Source organism: Pseudomonas sp. UME65 (genome assembly GCF_014170225.1).
Taxonomy (GTDB): domain Bacteria; phylum Pseudomonadota; class Gammaproteobacteria; order Pseudomonadales; family Pseudomonadaceae; genus Aquipseudomonas; species Aquipseudomonas protegens.
On the sequence record NZ_LZZQ01000010.1, the window covers coordinates 323,127 to 339,558 of the forward strand.

The 16,432-nt window shown below is 64.1% G+C and carries 15 protein-coding genes; 13 read left to right on the forward strand and 2 right to left on the reverse strand.

Features of this window, described 5'->3' with window-relative positions; genetic code table 11:
- The first annotated feature begins 101 nt into the window (after positions 1 to 101).
- The 6 genes from A9971_RS09235 (at position 102) to A9971_RS09260 (ending at position 7,033) form a co-directional block, all read left to right on the forward strand.
- On the forward strand, positions 102 to 1,412 hold the full coding sequence (locus A9971_RS09235) for an MFS transporter (RefSeq protein WP_011059687.1): 1,311 nt from the start codon (positions 102 to 104) through the stop codon (positions 1,410 to 1,412).
- Positions 1,409 to 2,872, forward strand: coding sequence for an amidase (locus A9971_RS09240; protein WP_053149446.1), 1,464 nt, complete (start codon positions 1,409 to 1,411; stop codon positions 2,870 to 2,872). Before A9971_RS09235 ends, A9971_RS09240 begins: the two co-directional genes overlap by 4 nt.
- An 80-nt stretch (positions 2,873 to 2,952) precedes the next feature.
- Complete coding sequence (locus tag A9971_RS09245) at positions 2,953 to 3,720, forward strand: IclR family transcriptional regulator (protein ID WP_053149449.1); 768 nt, start codon at positions 2,953 to 2,955, stop codon at positions 3,718 to 3,720.
- Positions 3,721 to 3,903: 183 nt separating this feature from the next.
- Positions 3,904 to 5,211, forward strand: coding sequence for an OprD family outer membrane porin (locus A9971_RS09250; protein WP_183001420.1), 1,308 nt, complete (start codon positions 3,904 to 3,906; stop codon positions 5,209 to 5,211).
- 81 nt (positions 5,212 to 5,292) lie between these two features.
- On the forward strand, positions 5,293 to 5,874 hold the full coding sequence (locus tag A9971_RS09255) for a YceI family protein (RefSeq protein ID WP_011059691.1): 582 nt from the start codon (positions 5,293 to 5,295) through the stop codon (positions 5,872 to 5,874).
- 1 nt (position 5,875) lies between these two features.
- Positions 5,876 to 7,033 (forward strand): phosphatidylserine/phosphatidylglycerophosphate/cardiolipin synthase family protein, encoded by a 1,158-nt coding sequence (locus A9971_RS09260; protein WP_015634449.1) that lies wholly within the window; start codon positions 5,876 to 5,878, stop codon positions 7,031 to 7,033.
- 230 nt (positions 7,034 to 7,263) lie between these two features.
- On the opposite strand, the gene bglX is transcribed toward A9971_RS09260, so the two are convergent.
- A complete protein-coding gene (gene bglX, locus A9971_RS09265) occupies positions 7,264 to 9,555 on the reverse strand; it encodes a beta-glucosidase BglX (RefSeq protein WP_183001421.1) in 2,292 nt (763 codons plus the stop codon).
- Positions 9,556 to 9,937: 382 nt separating this feature from the next.
- Here bglX and A9971_RS09270 point away from each other — a divergent pair, with 382 nt between their 5' ends.
- The 5 genes from A9971_RS09270 to A9971_RS09290 all read left to right on the forward strand — a co-directional run bounded on the left by A9971_RS09270 (position 9,938) and on the right by A9971_RS09290 (position 14,429).
- Positions 9,938 to 10,546, forward strand: coding sequence for a LemA family protein (locus tag A9971_RS09270; RefSeq protein WP_011059694.1), 609 nt, complete (start codon positions 9,938 to 9,940; stop codon positions 10,544 to 10,546).
- Entirely contained in the window at positions 10,546 to 11,466 is a 921-nt protein-coding gene (locus tag A9971_RS33030; protein ID WP_123397661.1) for a YgcG family protein, read from the forward strand. The genes A9971_RS09270 and A9971_RS33030 overlap by 1 nt, the downstream gene beginning before the upstream one ends.
- Positions 11,467 to 11,499: 33 nt before the next feature.
- Positions 11,500 to 12,258, forward strand: a complete 759-nt coding sequence (locus A9971_RS09280; RefSeq protein WP_183001970.1) for a YgcG family protein — start codon at positions 11,500 to 11,502, stop codon at positions 12,256 to 12,258.
- Between the two features lie 29 nt (positions 12,259 to 12,287).
- Positions 12,288 to 12,905: a TPM domain-containing protein gene (locus tag A9971_RS09285; RefSeq protein ID WP_183000516.1), complete on the forward strand. Its 618-nt coding sequence runs from the start codon at positions 12,288 to 12,290 to the stop codon at positions 12,903 to 12,905.
- 306 nt (positions 12,906 to 13,211) lie between these two features.
- Positions 13,212 to 14,429, forward strand: coding sequence for an SAM-dependent methyltransferase (locus tag A9971_RS09290; RefSeq protein WP_183000517.1), 1,218 nt, complete (start codon positions 13,212 to 13,214; stop codon positions 14,427 to 14,429).
- Here A9971_RS09290 and A9971_RS09295 read toward each other — a convergent pair.
- Positions 14,417 to 15,331, reverse strand: coding sequence for a DMT family transporter (locus A9971_RS09295; RefSeq protein WP_072443213.1), 915 nt, complete (start codon positions 15,329 to 15,331; stop codon positions 14,417 to 14,419). The genes A9971_RS09290 and A9971_RS09295 overlap by 13 nt on opposite strands.
- A gap of 196 nt (positions 15,332 to 15,527) precedes the next feature.
- Between A9971_RS09295 and A9971_RS09300 the strand changes: the two genes are divergently transcribed.
- Complete coding sequence (locus A9971_RS09300) at positions 15,528 to 16,109, forward strand: DJ-1/PfpI family protein (protein ID WP_011059700.1); 582 nt, start codon at positions 15,528 to 15,530, stop codon at positions 16,107 to 16,109.
- Positions 16,110 to 16,123: 14 nt separating this feature from the next.
- Complete coding sequence (locus tag A9971_RS09305; protein ID WP_011059701.1) at positions 16,124 to 16,429, forward strand: ribbon-helix-helix domain-containing protein; 306 nt, start codon at positions 16,124 to 16,126, stop codon at positions 16,427 to 16,429.
- Positions 16,430 to 16,432 lie beyond the last annotated feature (3 nt).

Here is a 16,432-nt window from a genome sequence, read left to right on the forward strand (position 1 = left end):
CCCTTCCTGTTCCTGTGTCCCTGACTGCCCCGGGCGTGTTGTAGGCGCCCGGCACTTTAGCGAGCCCGCCAGAAGGCTCAAAAGTCTCCAAGGAACATCCCATGAGCGTCTCGACTCCCTCTGTTTCCAGGACCCGGCAGGTGGTTGCCGCCGTGGTCGGCAACGCCCTGGAATGGTACGACTTCATCGTCTACGGCTTTCTCGCCAGCTTCATCGCTCGCCAGTTCTTTCCCGCGGAAGATGAATACACCTCGCTGCTGATGGCCCTGGCCACCTTCGGCGTGGGTTTCTTCATGCGCCCGGTGGGCGGTGTGCTGCTGGGGATCTATTCCGATCGCAGGGGCCGCAAGGCGGCGATGCTGGTGATCATCCAACTGATGACCCTGGCCATCGCGATGATCGTGTTCGCCCCCAACTATGCGGCCATCGGTATCGGAGCGCCGCTGCTGATCGTGGTGGCACGCATGCTCCAGGGCTTTGCCACCGGTGGTGAGTACGCCAGCGCCACGGCCTACCTGGTGGAGAGTGCGCCGCCCCACCGCAAGGGCCTTTACGGCTCCTGGCAGTTGGTGGGGCAGTGCCTGGCGGTATTCAGCGGGGCGGCGATGGTGGCGGCGGTGACCCATTTCTTCTCGCCCCAGACCCTGGAACTCTGGGGCTGGCGCCTGCCATTCGTGATCGGCCTGTTGATCGGTCCGGTGGGGCTGTGGATCCGCAAGTACATGGAAGAGCCGCAAGCCTTTGTCGAGGCACGCAAGCAGGTGCGTGGCAAAGGGCCCGGGTTGTGGCAGGTGGTATCGGCCTATCGCCGAGCGATCCTGGTGTCCATGTGCATGTGCTGCGGGGGCACCGTGTCCTTTTATGTGGTGCTGGTGAACATGCCGACCTTTGCCCACACCAACCTCGGCCTGCCCCTGGATCAGGTGCTGTTGGTGCAGATGTTCGCCGTGGCCCTGATGACCCTGGTGATTCCCTTTGCCGGGGCCTTGTCGGATCGCATTGGGCGACGTCCAGTGCTGATGGCGTTCACCCTGGCGTTTTTTGTCATGGTCTATCCCTTGTATGTGTGGGTCGCTGCGGCGCCATCCATCGAGCGCCTGCTGGTGATGCAGATGCTGCTTTGCGGGGCCATCGGCGGTTTCTTCGGCCCCGGCCCCACGGCCCTGGCCGAGCAGTTTCCCATCGAGGTGCGTTCCACCGGAGTGTCGGTGGCGTATAACGTCACGGTCATGCTGTTCGGTGGCTTTGCGCCCTTGATCGTGACCTGGCTGAGCAAGGTCATGGCCACGCCGGTGGCGCCAGCCTTCTATGTCCTGCTGACCTCGGTCCTCAGCCTGCTGGGTACCTACTGCATGTATGACGCGGTCAGAGACGAAAAACCCGATGCCGTGAGCCTGGGAGGTGAGTCTTGATCAACCCCGCAGAACCATCGATCAATGCGTCGATTGTCGACCTGGATGCCCTGGTGCTGTCCCGGGCCATCCATGCCCGCGAGCTGTCCTGCCGCGAAGTGATGCAGGCCTACCTGGCGCAGATCGAGCGCTGCAATCCACTGGTCAATGCCCTGGTCTCGCTGGGGGACCCCGAGGCCCTGCTGGAGCAGGCTGACGAGCGAGACCGGCAGTTGGCCCAGGGCCAGTCCATGGGCTGGATGCACGGCATGCCCCAGGCGATCAAGGACCTGGCGGCCACCGCCGGGATGACCACCAGCATGGGTTCGCCGCTGTTTGCCGAGCATGTGCCCCAGGGGGATGCCATCAGCGTGGCGCGGGTCCGGGCCAGTGGCGCGATCATCGTCGGCAAGAGCAACGTGCCCGAGTTCGGCCTGGGCTCCCATACCTACAACCAGCTGTTCGGCACCACGGGCAACGCCTACGACAGCACCCTGTGTGCCGGCGGCAGCAGCGGCGGCGCCGCGGTGGCTCTGGCCCTGCGCATGCTGCCGGTGGCCGACGGCAGCGACATGATGGGCTCGTTGCGCAACCCCGCAGCCTTCAACAACGTGTTCGGCATGCGCCCCTCCCAGGGCCGGGTGCCGTTCGGCCCGACTCCGGAACTGTTCGTGCAGCAGTTGGCCACCGAAGGTCCCATGGGGCGCACGGTGGCCGACGTGGCGCGGCTGTTGGGTACCCAGGCCGGGTTTGACGCCCGGGCGCCTCTGTCGCTGAAGGACCCATCGGCGCTGCCGGAGGCGGCGCTGCAACGAAATGTGAAGGGCCTGCGCCTGGGCTGGCTGGGGGACTACAACGGCTACCTGGCCATGGAGCAGGGCGTACTGGGCCTGTGCGAAAAGGCCCTCGGGGATTTCGCCAGCCTGGGCTGCGAGGTGGAAAGCTGCCAGCCGGACTTTTCCCTGGCCCAGCTCTGGGATTGCTGGCTGGTACACCGCCACTGGCTGGTCCAGGGCTCCCTGGGGGCGCTGTACGACGACCCGGACAAGCGCCGCTGGCTCAAGCCGGAAGCGTGCTGGGAAGTGGAGGGCGCGGCGAAGCTGAGCGCGGCGGATGTGTATCGCGCTTCCCAGAGCCGCAGCGACTGGTATCGCGCGTTGCAGCGCCTGTTCGAGCGTTACGATTTCCTGCTGCTGCCCACCGCCCAAGTGTTCCCTTTCGATGCACGGCAAGCCTGGCCGCGGCAGATCGATGGGCAGGAAATGGACACTTACCACCGCTGGATGGAAGTGGTGATCGGCCCGACCCTGGCCGGCTTGCCCAGTATCAGCATTCCGGTGGGTTTCAACCTGGCCGGTTTGCCCATGGGGCTGCAGATCATCGGTCCGGCCCAGGCCGACCACGCCGTGCTGCAATTGGCTTACGCCCATGAGCAGCTGACGCAGTGGGTGCGGCAGCGGCCGCCGGGCAACCTGCGGTAATCAAAGGGGTGTGGTCGCCAAGGTCCGCAGGCCCGCATCTTGCTGGGTAAAACCTTTTCCTCAGTCAGGGAGCTCGGACTATGGCCAGCAAGGTAGAAACCGGCAGCGTGCGCTCAGTGGAGCGGGCCCTGGCCATTGTCGAGCTGATCGGCCAGCACCAGGCCCTGGGCCTGGAGGAGCTGCACTACCTGACGGGCCTGGCCAAGGCCACGGTATCGCGCATGCTGCTGACCCTGCAGGAACAGGGCTGGATCTATCGAGGCCTGAGTGACCGGCGCTACCGCCTGAGCGCCCGGAGCCTGTTCGGTGACAGCCGGCAGCGCTTCAAGCGCCAGATGGTGGAGCAGGCGGCGCCCTGGTTGCTGGAATTGAGTGCACGTACCGGATTGGTCACCGACCTGTCGAGCTTCGACGGCGAGAGCCTGGAGGTCCTGGAAAGTGCGGTGCCCGAGGTATTGCGCAAGCGCTACCCGAGCAACAGCCGGATTGTCGGCCAGCATGCCAGCCTGTTTCATTCGGCCATGGGCAAGGCCTGCCTGGGGGCCCTGGCCAGTGCAGAAGTCGAGCGTCTGGCCGAGCAGGAGCAGGTGCCGGCCGAAGCCCGGCAACAGTGCCTGGAATCCCAGCACCTGGGGTTCGGCCAGCGCACCGAAGGGCACTGGGAATACCCGGTGCGCCTGCCGTTCCTGATCCGCGCCGTGGCCTTGCCGCTGCAGACCGAAGGCCGGGTGATCGGCAGTATCGCCCTGCACTGGCCGCGGGACCTGGCCTGTGTCGAACAGGTGCGCAACCGCCACCTGTGGCTACTGGCGGAAACCGTCGAGCAGGTGCAGAAAGACATCGCCTGAAACCTCCCGCTCGGGCCTTCCGGCTGCCCTGATCGTGCTGCGCGGACAACGCTCTCCTCAGACACCGGGTTCCATTCTGCGGAACCAGTGCCCATTGCCCTTTGCCCCGCTGCTCCGAGAATGAAGCCTGGTCCGCCTTCGGCGGCCATGACGCCAATTCCAATAATAAGAACAGGTGATCTCATGCGGGCTGAGCAACGTTATCTGAGCGGGCTGTTGTGTTGTCTGGTGGCCGGTGGGGCCTTGGCCGAGGGCTTTTTCGAGGACAGCCGCAGGTCCTTGCGTTACAGCCAGTCCTACTGGAAGGAAAACGACGGGGGAGGGTTCGGTCCGACCCGGGATGAATGGGTACAGGCCACCCAGTTCAGCTTCAGTTCCGGCTGGTACCGCGAGGTGCTGGGGCTCGACTACAGCTATGGCCTGGCCGATGCCTTGCACGTAGGGCGAGACGCCAACAACATCAGCAACCTGCGAGCCGACCGCAGCGTGCAGCAGCCCCATGGCATCGCCAAGCCCCTCGAACTGTACCTGCGTGGGCGCTGGGTGGATGAAGCCGGAACCTTCAGCGCCGGAGTGGGGAAAAAAAGCCGGCAATACCAGCTTTACCGCGACGATCGCTATTCGCGCATCCTGCCGGCGGCCACCCTGGGCCAGGACCTGAGCTACGAGCGTGGCGCGCTGAGCCTGAACTTCAGCCGCATCGACGGTTTCAGCCCGCGCAACGACTCGGGCTGGAGCCAGGACCTGCGCACCTATCGAGGGCAGAGGATCGATGACCTGCGGCTCTATGCCCTGGGTCATGTGTTGCCTGGTGGCAGCAACCTGCAGCTTGAACACGGCGTGGCCCGGGACTACCTGCGCGCGTCCTCGGTGAAACTGACCCACAGTTTCGAACTGGCCCCCGAGCGCGGCATCGATGTGTATGCCATCTGGGGGCGCCAACAGGATGCCGGCAAGCGCTTCGAGTATTCCGGCGTGCGCGGGCTGTATGAGGCGGAGCGCTCTCACGATGCTCGGCATCTGGATCTGCAGTTCAAGTACCGGTTCAGCCGCTACTACTCCGGGCTGACCTGGAACAAGGTCTGGGGTGACGACTATGACCGCACCTTCTTCGCCCAGGACAACGGCACCTGGAACAGCAGCGGCAAGCTGTTCTACTACTTTGGCCTGCAGGACGAGGAGATGTTCAAGCTGCTGGGAGGCATGGATTTCGCCGACTTCGGCTTGCCGCGGCTGAAGTTGGATATGCACTACGCTGCCTCCAATCACGCCAAAGGCTACGCAGGTTTTTCCCGCCGGGAATTTCAGAGCGTGCTGCGCTATGCCTTCGACGGCTGGTTCGATGGGCTCGATGTCGCCTGGCTGCACGGGCGCTTTCGTACCCACGGGGAGCCCGACGGCATCCAGCGCCAGAGCCTCTCCAGAGGACCGGCAGGCATCATCAGCCATAGCGCCGAACGCTTCTACCTGAACTATACCTACCGCTTCTAGCTCTACTGCGCCGCCTGCCGTGACGTTTGCCAGCCTTCTGGCGGGCGGTTAAGGTGGCGCCTTCTGTACATGGGAGCTTGCATGCGTACGCCGATCCGCCTTCTTTTCAGCCTGCTCGGGGTACTGGCCCTGCCGGCCCAGGCCAACTGGTACCTGGACAACGAATCTTCCCGCGTGTCCTTCGTCACCACCAAGAACGCCAGTGTTTCCGAGGTCCAGCGCTTTCTGGTGCTGCATGGCAAGGTCGATGGCAAGGGCCAGGCGCAGTTGCAGATCGAACTGGAGTCGGTGAGCAGCGGGATTCCCTTGCGCGATGAGCGCATGCGCCAGGAACTGTTCCAGATCGCCCAGTTTCCCGAGGCGCGGATCAGTGCACAGATCAACCTGCGACCGATCAACGACCTGGCCCCCGGCGCACAGATCGAATTGCTGCTGCCGGTCACCGTCGCCCTGCACGGCGAGGAACACACCTACAACGCCGAATTGCTGGCCACCCGCCTGGATGACCGGCGCTTCCAGGTGGTGACCCTGGAACCTCTGGTGCTCAACGCCGAGGACTTCAACCTGGCCCCCGGCCTCGACAGCCTGCGCAAGATGGCCGGGTTGTCGGCCATCAGTTTCTCGGTGCCGGTGGGTGCGGTGCTGATCTTCACGGCGCGCTGACATGCGCGCAGCGGTGTTCCCCTGGCGCGAAGGCAACCGCTTCGAGTTGCTGATCGACGGCCCGCAGTTCTTCCCGCGGATGCTGGTGGCCATTGCCCGCGCCCAGCACCAGGTGGAACTGGAGCTGTACCTGGTGGAAGCCGGGACCTGCGCCGAGGCCATGGTCCAGGCCCTGGTGCAGGCAGCGCAGCGCGGGGTGCGGGTGCGCTGCCTGTTCGACGACTACGGCAGCCTGGCCTTTACCCAGGCCCTGCGCCGCAGCCTGACCGAGGCCGGTGTCGAGCTGCGCTTCTACAACAGGCTGAAATGGCGCCAGGGCTTTCTCAACCTGTACCGCGATCATCGCAAGCTGCTGCTGGTGGACCAGGCCCTGGCGGTGGTGGGCGGCACCGGGGTCACCGATGAGTTCTGGAAGCCCGAGGACAACAGCTGCGACTGGCATGAGGTGATGGTGGAGATTGCTGGCCCCATGGTCAGCGACTGGCAGCAGCTGTTCGACCGGCAATGGAGCGCCAACCTGTATCGCGGGGCCTGGAAGCCCGGTGCCGATTTCGGCCTGCCACGCCTGCCGCGCCTGCCCGATACCGGCGAGGGCATGGGCCGGGTGGCCTACGCCGACGCCCGCCAGCACCGCGACATCCTGCATTCGCTGATCCGGGCCTTGAGCAGCGGGCAGCGGCGCATCTGGCTGGCGACCCCGTATTTTCTGCCCACCTGGTCGGTGCGCCGTTCGTTGCGCAAGGCGGCGGCCCGAGGCCTCGACGTACGCCTGCTGCTGACCGGGCCGCGCACCGACCACCCGGCGGTGCGCTATGCCGGGCACCGCTACTATCCGCGCCTGCTCAAGGCCGGGGTGCGGATTTTCGAGTACCAGCCGCGTTTCCTGCACCTGAAGATGGCACTGGTGGACGACTGGGTGAGCGTGGGCTCGTGCAACTTCGACCACTGGAACCTGCGCTTCAACCTGGAAGCCAATCTGGAAGCCCTGGACCCTGCGTTGACCCAGGCAGTGGTGGCGAGTTTTGACGCCGACTTTGCCCAGAGCGAGGAAGTCAGCCTGGCGGTGTGGCGCAAGCGACCGCTGTGGCGGCGGATCAAGCAGCGGATCTGGGGTTGGGTCGACCGTCTGGTGGTCAACCTGCTGGATCGGCGCGGCTGACTCACGTGGCTGACACGGCTGGCTGTAGCCGCTGCCGCAGGCTGCGAACGAGCGCGAAGCGGTCGCGGCGGTCGTGAGTCCGATGGAGGTTTGGCGGGAGATCGACAAGCACGGTCCTGCGGACCTTTGCGCAGCCTCGCAGGCTCGGCAGCGGCGACAGATATTGCAGCGATTGTGGGGGTTACAGAAGGAGTCGGCCGGCGCAGGTCATGCGCCGGCCGCTGGCAGGCTCAGAGCAGTTCGAAGCTCTGTTGCTTGACGTCCTGGGAATCCAGGCCGATCTGCACATTGAAGTCGCCCGGCTCTGCGGCGTACTTGAGCTGCGCGTTGTAGAACTTCAGGTCGTCCTCGGTGATGGTGAAGTGAATGGCTTTCTCTTCACCGGCCTTGAGCATGACTTTCTGGAAGTTCTTCAATTCCTTGATCGGGCGGATCATCGAGCCGGCCACGTCCTGGATGTACAGCTGCACCACGGTTTCGCCGTCACGCTTGCCGGTGTTCTTCACCGTCACGCTGGCGTCGAGCTTGCCGCTCTTGTTCAGGGTGGTGGAGGACAGGGCCATGTCCGACAGGCTGAAGCTGGTGTAGCTCAGGCCATAGCCGAACGGGAACAGCGGGCCGGTGGTGTCGTCGAAGTACTGCGAGGTGTAGTTGCCCGGCTTGCCCGGGGTGAACGGCCGGCCGATGGTCAGGTGGTTGTAGTAGGTGGGGATCTGCCCCACGGAGCGGGGGAAGGTGATCGGCAGCTTGCCCGACGGGTTGTAGTCGCCGAACAGCACGTCGGCGATGGCGTTGCCACCTTCGGTGCCGCTGAACCAGGTTTCCAGGATCGCATCGGCCTGCTGGTTTTCTTCCAGCAGCGACAGCGGCCGGCCATTCATCAGCACCAGCACCAGTGGCTTGCCGGTGGCCTTGAGGGCCTTGATCAGGTCGCGCTGGCTGGCAGGAATGTGCAGGTCGGTGCGGCTCGAGGATTCGTGGGACATGCCCCGGGATTCACCCACCGCGGCCACGATCACATCCGATTGCCGGGCGGCCTTGACCGCTTCGTCGATCATCTGCTGCGCCGTGCGCGGGTCGTCCACCACTTCCGGGGCATCGAAGTTGAGGAAGTTCAGGTAGTCCACCACCTTCTTGTCGGCGGTGATGTTGGAACCCCGGGCGTACACCAGTTGGGCCTTGTCTCCCAGTACATTGCGCATGCCGTCGTACAGGGTCACCGATTGCGCCGGCACCCCGGCGGCGGCCCAACTGCCCATCATGTCGATCGGCGCCTTGGCCAGCGGGCCCACCAGGGCGATCTTGGCGGTTTTCTGCAGTGGCAGGGTGTCGTTCTGGTTCTTCAGCAGCACCAGGCTGCGTCGCGCGATATCCCGGGCGTCGCTGCGGTGCAGGCGGCTTTCGGCGTTGGTGTCGGCGGGGTCGTCCTCGGCCTTGCCGATGCGCACGTACGGGTCCTTGAACAGGCCCATGTCGTACTTGGCGGCCAGCACTTCACGCACGGCGTTGTCGATGTCCTTCTGTTCGATCTCGCCGGACTTGAGCAGCCCCGGCAGCTCCTTGCCGTACAGCGAATCGTTCATGCTCATGTCGATGCCGGCCTTGATCGCCAGTTTGGCCGCTTCACGTCCGTCCTTGGCGACGCCATGGCGGATCAGTTCGATGATCGCCCCGTGGTCGCTCACCGCCAGGCCCTTGAAGCCCCATTCCTTGCGCAGCAGGTCGTTCATCAGCCAGGTGTTGGAGGTGGCGGGCACGCCGTTGATCGAGTTCAGGGCCACCATCACCCCGCCGGCACCGGAGTCGATCGCCGCGCGGTAGGGCGGCAGGTAGTCCTGGTACATCTTCACCGGGCTCATGTCGACGATGTTGTAGTCGCGACCACCTTCCACCGCGCCATACAGGGCGAAGTGCTTGACGCTGGCCATGATGCTGTCCGGCAGGGCCGGGCTCTGGCCCTGGTAGGCCTTGACCATGACCTTGGCGATGCGCGAGACCAGGTAGGTGTCTTCGCCAAAGCCTTCGGAGGTACGGCCCCAGCGCGGATCGCGGGAGATATCGACCATCGGCGCAAAAGTGATGTCCAGGCTGTCGGCGCTGGCTTCCTTGGCGGCAATGCGCCCGGAGCGGCCGATGGCATCCATGTCCCAGCTGGAGGCCAGGGCCAGGCTGATGGGGAAGATGGTCCGGTGGCCGTGGATCACGTCGTAGGCGAAGAACATCGGGATCTTCAGCCGGCTGCGCATGGCCGCGTCCTGCATCGGCCGGTTTTCCGGGCGGGTGATGGAGTTGAAGGTGCCGCCGATATTGCCCGCGGCAATTTCCTTGCGGATCAGCTCGCGGGGCATTTCCGGGCCGATGCTGATCAGCCGCAGCTGGCCGATCTTCTCTTCCAGGGTCATGCGCTTGAGCAGGTCGCTGATAAAGGCTTCTTTGTTTTCCAGGGGGACCGGGGCAGTTTCGGCCAATACAGGGTGACTGGCCAGGCTGACCAGCAGGCCCAGCAAACACAGCTTCTTCATGAATATTGTTCTCAAGGGCTCAAGACCGACGCATGAGTGACGCGTCGAACAGCCAAAATTTAGGGAGCGACTATTGTTGTTCAGATAATTCCCGCACACTTCAGGCGGTGTGAAAACTGCTGCGTTCGGCAATACGGCGTTAAAAACAGGCTCGGAATGCTCATGTAGCCTCCTACACTCCGCTTCCTCGCCTGTTTTTGCCTTGTCTTGCCTTCACTCGCGACGTTTTCACACCGCCTTATTTCTGAACTCTTTTTCGCGCTGGGCATCTTTTAGCCCATCAGCCCGATGCATTCCAGTGGCGCAGGCAGATTTTGCCCACAGGATGTGTGAAAGCGGGCAAAAGCTTCATTTCAATCAGGTTGTGCAAGGAGCCTCACCCATGAACATCACTCAAAGCCTGCGTTCGAGCTGGCCCATCGCTGCCTTGTTGCTGCTTACCAGCCTGCTCAGCGGCTGCGGCATCAACAACATTCCGACCCTGGACGAGCAGGTCAAGGCCGACTGGGGCCAGGTGCAGAACCAGTACCAGCGCCGCGCCGACCTGATCCCCAACCTGGTGGAAACCGTCAAGGGCTACGCCAAGCACGAAGAGCAGACCCTCACTGCGGTGATCGAGGCGCGGGCCAAGGCCACCTCGATCCAGGTGGACGCCAGCACCCTGGACAACCCGGAAAAACTCAAGCAGTTCCAGCAGGCCCAGGACCAGTTGAGCGGTGCCCTGAGCCGCCTGATGGTGGTCTCCGAGCGCTACCCGGACCTCAAGGCCAACCAGAACTTCCTGGCCCTGCAATCCCAGCTTGAAGGCACCGAGAACCGCATCGCCGTGGCCCGTCGCGACTTCATCCTGGCGGTGCAGAAGTACAACACCGAGATTCGTACCTTCCCCGGCCGCCTGTGGCACAGCCTGATGTACAGCGACATGCCGGTGCGTGAATCCTTCGAGGCCACCAGCCCCGACGCCGACAAAGCGCCGCAAGTCAAATTCTGATGAGCCATGGGCGGCGCGTGCTGCAAGGCGCGCTGCTGTGGCTTTGGCTGGTGGGTGGCGCCGTACTGGCGCAAACACCCGGGCCCACACCCACGGATGGGGTGCCGTTGCGTTCGTCGCAACCCGCTGTCCAGGTCGAGCCCGCACCGACCACTGCGACAGCGGCACCGATTGAACGCCTGTTTCCCAAGCTGACCGGGCGGGTGGTGGACACCGCGCAGTTGCTCACGCCATCAGCGCAGGTCTACCTGGCGCAGATGCTGGAGCGGCTCGAGCAGACCACCACCGACCAGGTCGTGGTGGCCACGGTGCCGAGCCTGGGTGGCCATAGCATCGAGGAGTTCGGCCTGCAGTTGGGCCGGCACTGGGGGATCGGCCGGAAGGACAAGAACAACGGCGTCCTGCTGCTGGTGGCCAAGGACGATCGCAAGGTGCGGATCGAGGTCGGTTACGGCCTGGAGGGGCGGCTCAACGACATGGTGGCCCACTTCATCATCGATGGTTCGATCATTCCGTACTTCAAGGACGACCTGTATTCCTCGGGGATCATTGCCGGGGCCACGTCCATCGTGAGCGTATTGTCGTCCACCGACCGGCCGATGCTGGTGTACCGCTCGGTGGAGAAAAGCTGGTACCAGGACATCGAGTGGATGTGGTGGTTCGAGAGGTTGTTCTACCTGGTGTTCGTCGGTGTACCGTTGTTCGGGTTCCTGACCCAATGGCGCAGCGGCGATGACTCGCCGGTTGTTGCCAGCGGCGATTCGGCCAGGCGCGAAACCAGGGCCGAGCGCGACACCGGTTCGAGCAGCAGTGCGTTCGACTGGTTCGACTCCAGCAGCTCCAGCTCCAGTTCAAGCTCGGACAGTTTCAGTGGGGGCGGCGGCAGTTTTGGCGGTGGCGGGGCGTCCGGCAGTTGGTAGCACACGCGGACAAACATTAAGGATGAGGTGCTGATGCGACTCTATAAAATTGGCCTGGTGCTGTTGCTCTGGGTCTTTGCGGTCTCGGCCCAGGCCGAGCTGAGGTTTCCGGCCCTGAGCGGGCGGGTGGTGGACGACGCGCAGATGATCGAGCCGACCATCAGCGCCCTGCTGACTCGGCAACTGCAAGCCCACGAACAGGCCACCGGCGAACAGTTGGTGGTGGTGACCCTGCCGAACCTGCAAGGCGTCAGCATCGAGGAATTCGGCTACCAGTTGGGGCGCCACTGGGGCATCGGCCAGAAGGACAAGAACAACGGCGCGCTGCTGATCGTCGCCCGGGACGAGCGCAAGCTGCGCATCGAAGTGGGCTACGGCCTGGAGGATCGCCTGACCGACGCCCAGGCCTCGGTGATCATCAACCAGGTGATCACCCCGGCGTTCAAGACCGGGCAGTTCAGCAAGGGCATCAGCGACGGGGTTTCGGCCATGCTCCTGGTGCTCGGCGGCACGCCGCTGGACGAGCCGGCCACGGCCTATGACAGCGGCGGCCAGAGCAGCGACCAGGACGATTTTGTCCAGCGTCACCCGTGGCTGTTCATCTTCATGGTGCTGCTGTTCATCCTGGTGGTGATGGTGGCGCAGGCGCTCGGGTTCATCACCACCACCAGCGGGCGCGGCGGTGACGGAGGCGGTGGCTTCGGCGGTTTTGGTGGCGGCTCCGGCGGCGGGGGCGGCTTCAGTGGGGGCGGCGGCAGCTTTGGCGGCGGCGGTTCCTCCGGCGGCTGGTAACTGACAATAAAAAGCGGAAATCCAACGACATGGCATTACTCAGTGAATTCGAACAACGGCAGGTGGCCGAAGCCATCGCCCGGGTGGAACAGCAGACCGACGCCGAACTGGTGACGGTACTGGCGGCCCGGGCCGACGACTACGCCTATATCCCGCTGCTCTGGGCCAGCCTGCTGGCGCTGGTGGTGCCGGGGCTGGTGCACTACGCCACCGGCTGGCTGAACATGCACCTGTTGCTGCTGGCGCAGTGGGCGACCTTTATCGTCTTGTGCCTGGTGTTCCGCCTGCCGCGGGTCACCACCCGGCTGATTCCGCGATCGGTGCGTCACTGGCGCGCTTCCAACCTGGCCCGGCGCCAGTTCCTCGAACAGAACCTGCACCACACCGTGGGCGGCACCGGGGTGCTGATCTTTGTCAGCGAAGCCGAGCGCTATGTGGAGATCCTGGTGGACGAGGGCATCTCCAGGCGCCTGGACAACAAGAACTGGAACGCGATTGTCCAGGCCTTTACCCAGCAGGTCCGGCAAGGCCAGACCCTGCAGGGCTTCCTTGATTGCATTGAAGCCAGCGGCGAGTTGCTCAAGAACCATGTGCCCCTGACCCAGGTACGTAACGAATTGCCCAACCGCCTGGTGGTGCTCAACTGACCCACCCAGCTGGGGACTATGGCGTGCTACCTGTGTAGGAGCCGGCTTGCCGGCGAAGAGGCCCGTGAGCCTTGCACCGCCCTTGGGGACGCCTTCGCTGGCAAGCCAGCTCCTACAGCGGTGCGATACCGGTGTTGTTCTTGTAGGAGCCGGCTCGCCGGCGAACAGCTCCTTGAGCCTTGCACCGCCCTCGGGCGAGGATTTTTTACCGTCGGGTGAATAACTTCGTGCCCCGGCGGGGCTTGCTCCCTAAAATACCCGCCATTCCCTGATCGACACCGCGCATCGCCCGAGGCTCCTGCCCCCATGTCTGTTACCGCATCTTCCGCCCGCCCCGCGCCGGATCATCACGCCCAGTTCCTGCAACTGCTCGACACCAGCCTCACGCAGAACGCCTTTATCAAGCTGGTACTGGCCAAGCACGTGGGGCCGGAGGCGGACCTGCAACGCCTGATCATCAAGCAACTGACGGTCAAGGAGCAGCCGTGCCTGTCCTTCGTCTATCGCTACAAGACCCGGGACATCACCAAGAACTTCTCCCTGGACGAAGGCATCGCCGCCATCGCCGAGCTGCTGCCGGCTGCGTTCAAGAACGCCCACCTGCTGACCCTCACCGACGAGGTACAGCTCGAATACAGCAAGAAGGGCAAGAGTTCGCTGTTCAAGGGCAAGCCGCAAACCCAGCGCGATGCGCCGTCCGCCGAGCACAACCGGGAGAAGAACCGCTTCCTCGACCTCAGCCGGCCGTTTCTCGCCGACCTGGGGGTGACCAACAAGCAGCATGAGCTGATTCCGGCGATGTCACGCAAGTGGAAGCAGATCAACAAGTTCATCGAGGTCTTCAGCCACGCCCTGGGCAGCTCGCCGATCACGCTCGACCAGCCGGTGCGGGTGGCGGACTTCGGCTCCGGCAAGGGCTACCTGACCTTCGCCATCCACGACTACCTGCGCAATACCCTCAAGGCCGAGGGCGAAGTCACCGGCGTCGAGTTGCGTGAGGACATGGTGACCCTGTGCAACGCCGCCGCGCAGCGCCTGGAGCACCCGGGCCTGGTGTTCAAGTGCGGTGACGTGCGCAGCGTGGCCCCCAGCCAGCTGGAAGTGATGATCGCCCTGCACGCCTGCGACATCGCCACCGACTACGCGATCCACACCGGTATCCGCTCCGGCGCGGCGATCATCATGTGCTCGCCGTGCTGCCACAAGCAGATCCGCCAGCAGATCCAGAGCCCGCTGCTGCTCAAGCCGATGCTGCAATACGGCCTGCACCTGGGGCAGCAAGCGGAAATGGTCACCGACAGCCTGCGGGCGCTGTTCCTCGAAGCCTGCGGTTATGAAACCAAGGTCTTTGAATTCATCTCCCTGGAGCACACCAACAAGAACAAGATGATTCTGGCGGTCAAGCGCGCCGAACCGCAGGATCCCAGCCAGCTGCTGGCCAGGATCGAAGAGCTCAAGGCCTTCTACCAGATCAGCGAACATTGCCTGGAAACCCTGCTCAAGGCCGACGGTTACCTCGGCTGAGGGCTGGCCGGCGGCGTGGGCAGCGGTGTGGCCGGGCGCACCGCGGTCTTGCGCCCCAGGACCACGGTAAGGATCACGCCCACCGCGAACACCCAGGTAATGGGCTGCACCTGCTCACCGAAGAACAGGGCGGAAAAGGCGATGGTGAAGAAGATCTGCAGTAGCTGGATCTGGCTCACTCGAGCAATTCCGCCCATGGCCAGCCCGGCATACCAGGCGAAAAAACCCAGGAACTGCGAGAACAGCGCAACGTAGCCGAAGGCCCACCAGGTCCTCATGGAAATCGCCCCCTGGTGCTGCGCCGCCAGGTACCACACCGGCCCGATCAGCAGCGGCGTGGACAGCACCAGAGCCCAGCAGATCACCTGCCAGCCACCCATCTCCCGCGCCAGCCGGCCCCCTTCGGCATAACCCAGGCCGCCCACGGCAATCGCCCCGAGCATCAGCACATCACCGGCCTGGATGCTGCCCGCGCCACTGAGCAGCGCATAACCCAGCACCAGCGCACTGCCCAGGGCGGCGCAAGCCCAGAAGGCCTTCGACGGCCGTTCGTGGGACAGCCACGCCGCATACAGCGCCACGCACAACGGTTGCAGGCCATTGACCAGCGCGCCGTGGGACGCGGGCAGGGTCTGCATGGCCCAGGCCGAAAGCACTGGAAAGCCGAGGATCACCCCGAGAATCACCACGCTCAGGCCCTTGACCTGCTTCCAGGTCGGCCATCTTTCCCGGCGCCAGAGCAGCAGCAAGGCCGCCGGGATCGCCGCGAACAGCGCGCGGCCCAGGCCGTTGAGCAAGGGGTGCATCTGCTCCACCACTATCCGGGTGAAGGGCAGGGTCAGGCTGAAAATGATGACACCCAGCAGGCCGAGGGCCATGCCGGTGTTTTCGCGCGAGGACATGATGGCTACCAGAATTCGTACAGGGACACAGGTGCCTGCATCTAGCCATAAAGCCGCGCGATCCTGGTGCTACAGCTGGGTGCAGAGTTGTCCGTACAGTTGTCGCTGTAGTACCGGGTTATTACCCGGGCCGGTGGATTGGGGCTACCTTGAATACTCCTTGCGCCCCCGTCTTTCACTGAAAGGAGTCCACTCCATGGCCGCGAAAAAGATTCTCATGCTGGTTGGCGATTACGTCGAAGACTACGAAGTGATGGTGCCGTTCCAGGCCCTGCTGATGGTCGGTCACAACGTGCATGCGGTGTGTCCCGACAAGAGCGCCGGGCAGACCGTGCGCACGGCGATCCACGACTTCGAGGGCGACCAGACCTACAGCGAAAAGCCGGGCCATCTGTTTGCCCTGAACTTCGATTTCGCCCAAGTGAAGTCCAGCGATTACGACGCCCTGCTGATCCCCGGTGGCCGTGCCCCGGAATACCTGCGCCTGAACGAAAAGGTCCTGCAACTGGTCAGGGAATTCGACCAGGCTGGCAAGCCGATTGCCGCGGTGTGCCACGGCGCGCAACTGCTGGCGGCGGCCGGCATCCTCGAAGGCCGCGAATGCAGCGCCTACCCGGCCTGCGCCCCGGAAGTTCGGCTGGCGGGGGGCACCTATATCGATATCCCCGTGACCCAAGGCCATGTTCAAGGCAATCTGGCCACCGCCCCGGCCTGGCCGGCGCATCCCAGTTGGCTGGCCGGTTTCCTGGGCCTGCTGGGCACCAAAATCACCCTGTAAGCGAGGGCCACGCCATGTGCGAGCTGTACGTCAAAGCCGACCCGATTCTCTACGAATCCCGTTCTCGCTCGTTGCGCATCTGTGGCGTGGTCACGACCTTGCGCCTGGAAAACCAGTTCTGGGACATTCTCAGCGAGATCGCCGAAGTGGACGGCATGACCACCAACCAGCTGATCGCCAAGCTGTATGAAGAGGTCATGGATTACCGTGGCGAAGTGGTGAATTTCGCCTCCTTCCTGCGGGTCAGTTGCACCCGCTACCTGAGCCAGCGCCGCAGCACCGTCCCCGACCTCAGCCTGGTAAAGCGCAACGCACTGTAGCCG

Bases quoted from the DNA above. Each gene is read 5' to 3' on its own strand.
- A9971_RS33030 (WP_123397661.1), top strand. From the start codon at position 10,546: ATGAGCCATGGGCGGCGCGTGCTGCAAGGCGCGCTGCTGTGGCTTTGG.
- A9971_RS09245 (WP_053149449.1), top strand. From the start codon at position 2,953: ATGGCCAGCAAGGTAGAAACCGGCAGCGTGCGCTCAGTGGAGCGGGCC.
- A9971_RS09305 (WP_011059701.1), top strand. From the start codon at position 16,124: ATGTGCGAGCTGTACGTCAAAGCCGACCCGATTCTCTACGAATCCCGT.
- A9971_RS09285 (WP_183000516.1), top strand. From the start codon at position 12,288: ATGGCATTACTCAGTGAATTCGAACAACGGCAGGTGGCCGAAGCCATC.
- bglX (WP_183001421.1), bottom strand. From the start codon at position 9,555: ATGAAGAAGCTGTGTTTGCTGGGCCTGCTGGTCAGCCTGGCCAGTCAC.
- A9971_RS09235 (WP_011059687.1), top strand. From the start codon at position 102: ATGAGCGTCTCGACTCCCTCTGTTTCCAGGACCCGGCAGGTGGTTGCC.
- A9971_RS09270 (WP_011059694.1), top strand. From the start codon at position 9,938: ATGAACATCACTCAAAGCCTGCGTTCGAGCTGGCCCATCGCTGCCTTG.
- A9971_RS09290 (WP_183000517.1), top strand. From the start codon at position 13,212: ATGTCTGTTACCGCATCTTCCGCCCGCCCCGCGCCGGATCATCACGCC.
- A9971_RS09295 (WP_072443213.1), bottom strand. From the start codon at position 15,331: ATGTCCTCGCGCGAAAACACCGGCATGGCCCTCGGCCTGCTGGGTGTC.
- A9971_RS09255 (WP_011059691.1), top strand. From the start codon at position 5,293: ATGCGTACGCCGATCCGCCTTCTTTTCAGCCTGCTCGGGGTACTGGCC.
- A9971_RS09280 (WP_183001970.1), top strand. From the start codon at position 11,500: ATGCGACTCTATAAAATTGGCCTGGTGCTGTTGCTCTGGGTCTTTGCG.
- A9971_RS09260 (WP_015634449.1), top strand. From the start codon at position 5,876: ATGCGCGCAGCGGTGTTCCCCTGGCGCGAAGGCAACCGCTTCGAGTTG.
- A9971_RS09250 (WP_183001420.1), top strand. From the start codon at position 3,904: ATGCGGGCTGAGCAACGTTATCTGAGCGGGCTGTTGTGTTGTCTGGTG.
- A9971_RS09300 (WP_011059700.1), top strand. From the start codon at position 15,528: ATGGCCGCGAAAAAGATTCTCATGCTGGTTGGCGATTACGTCGAAGAC.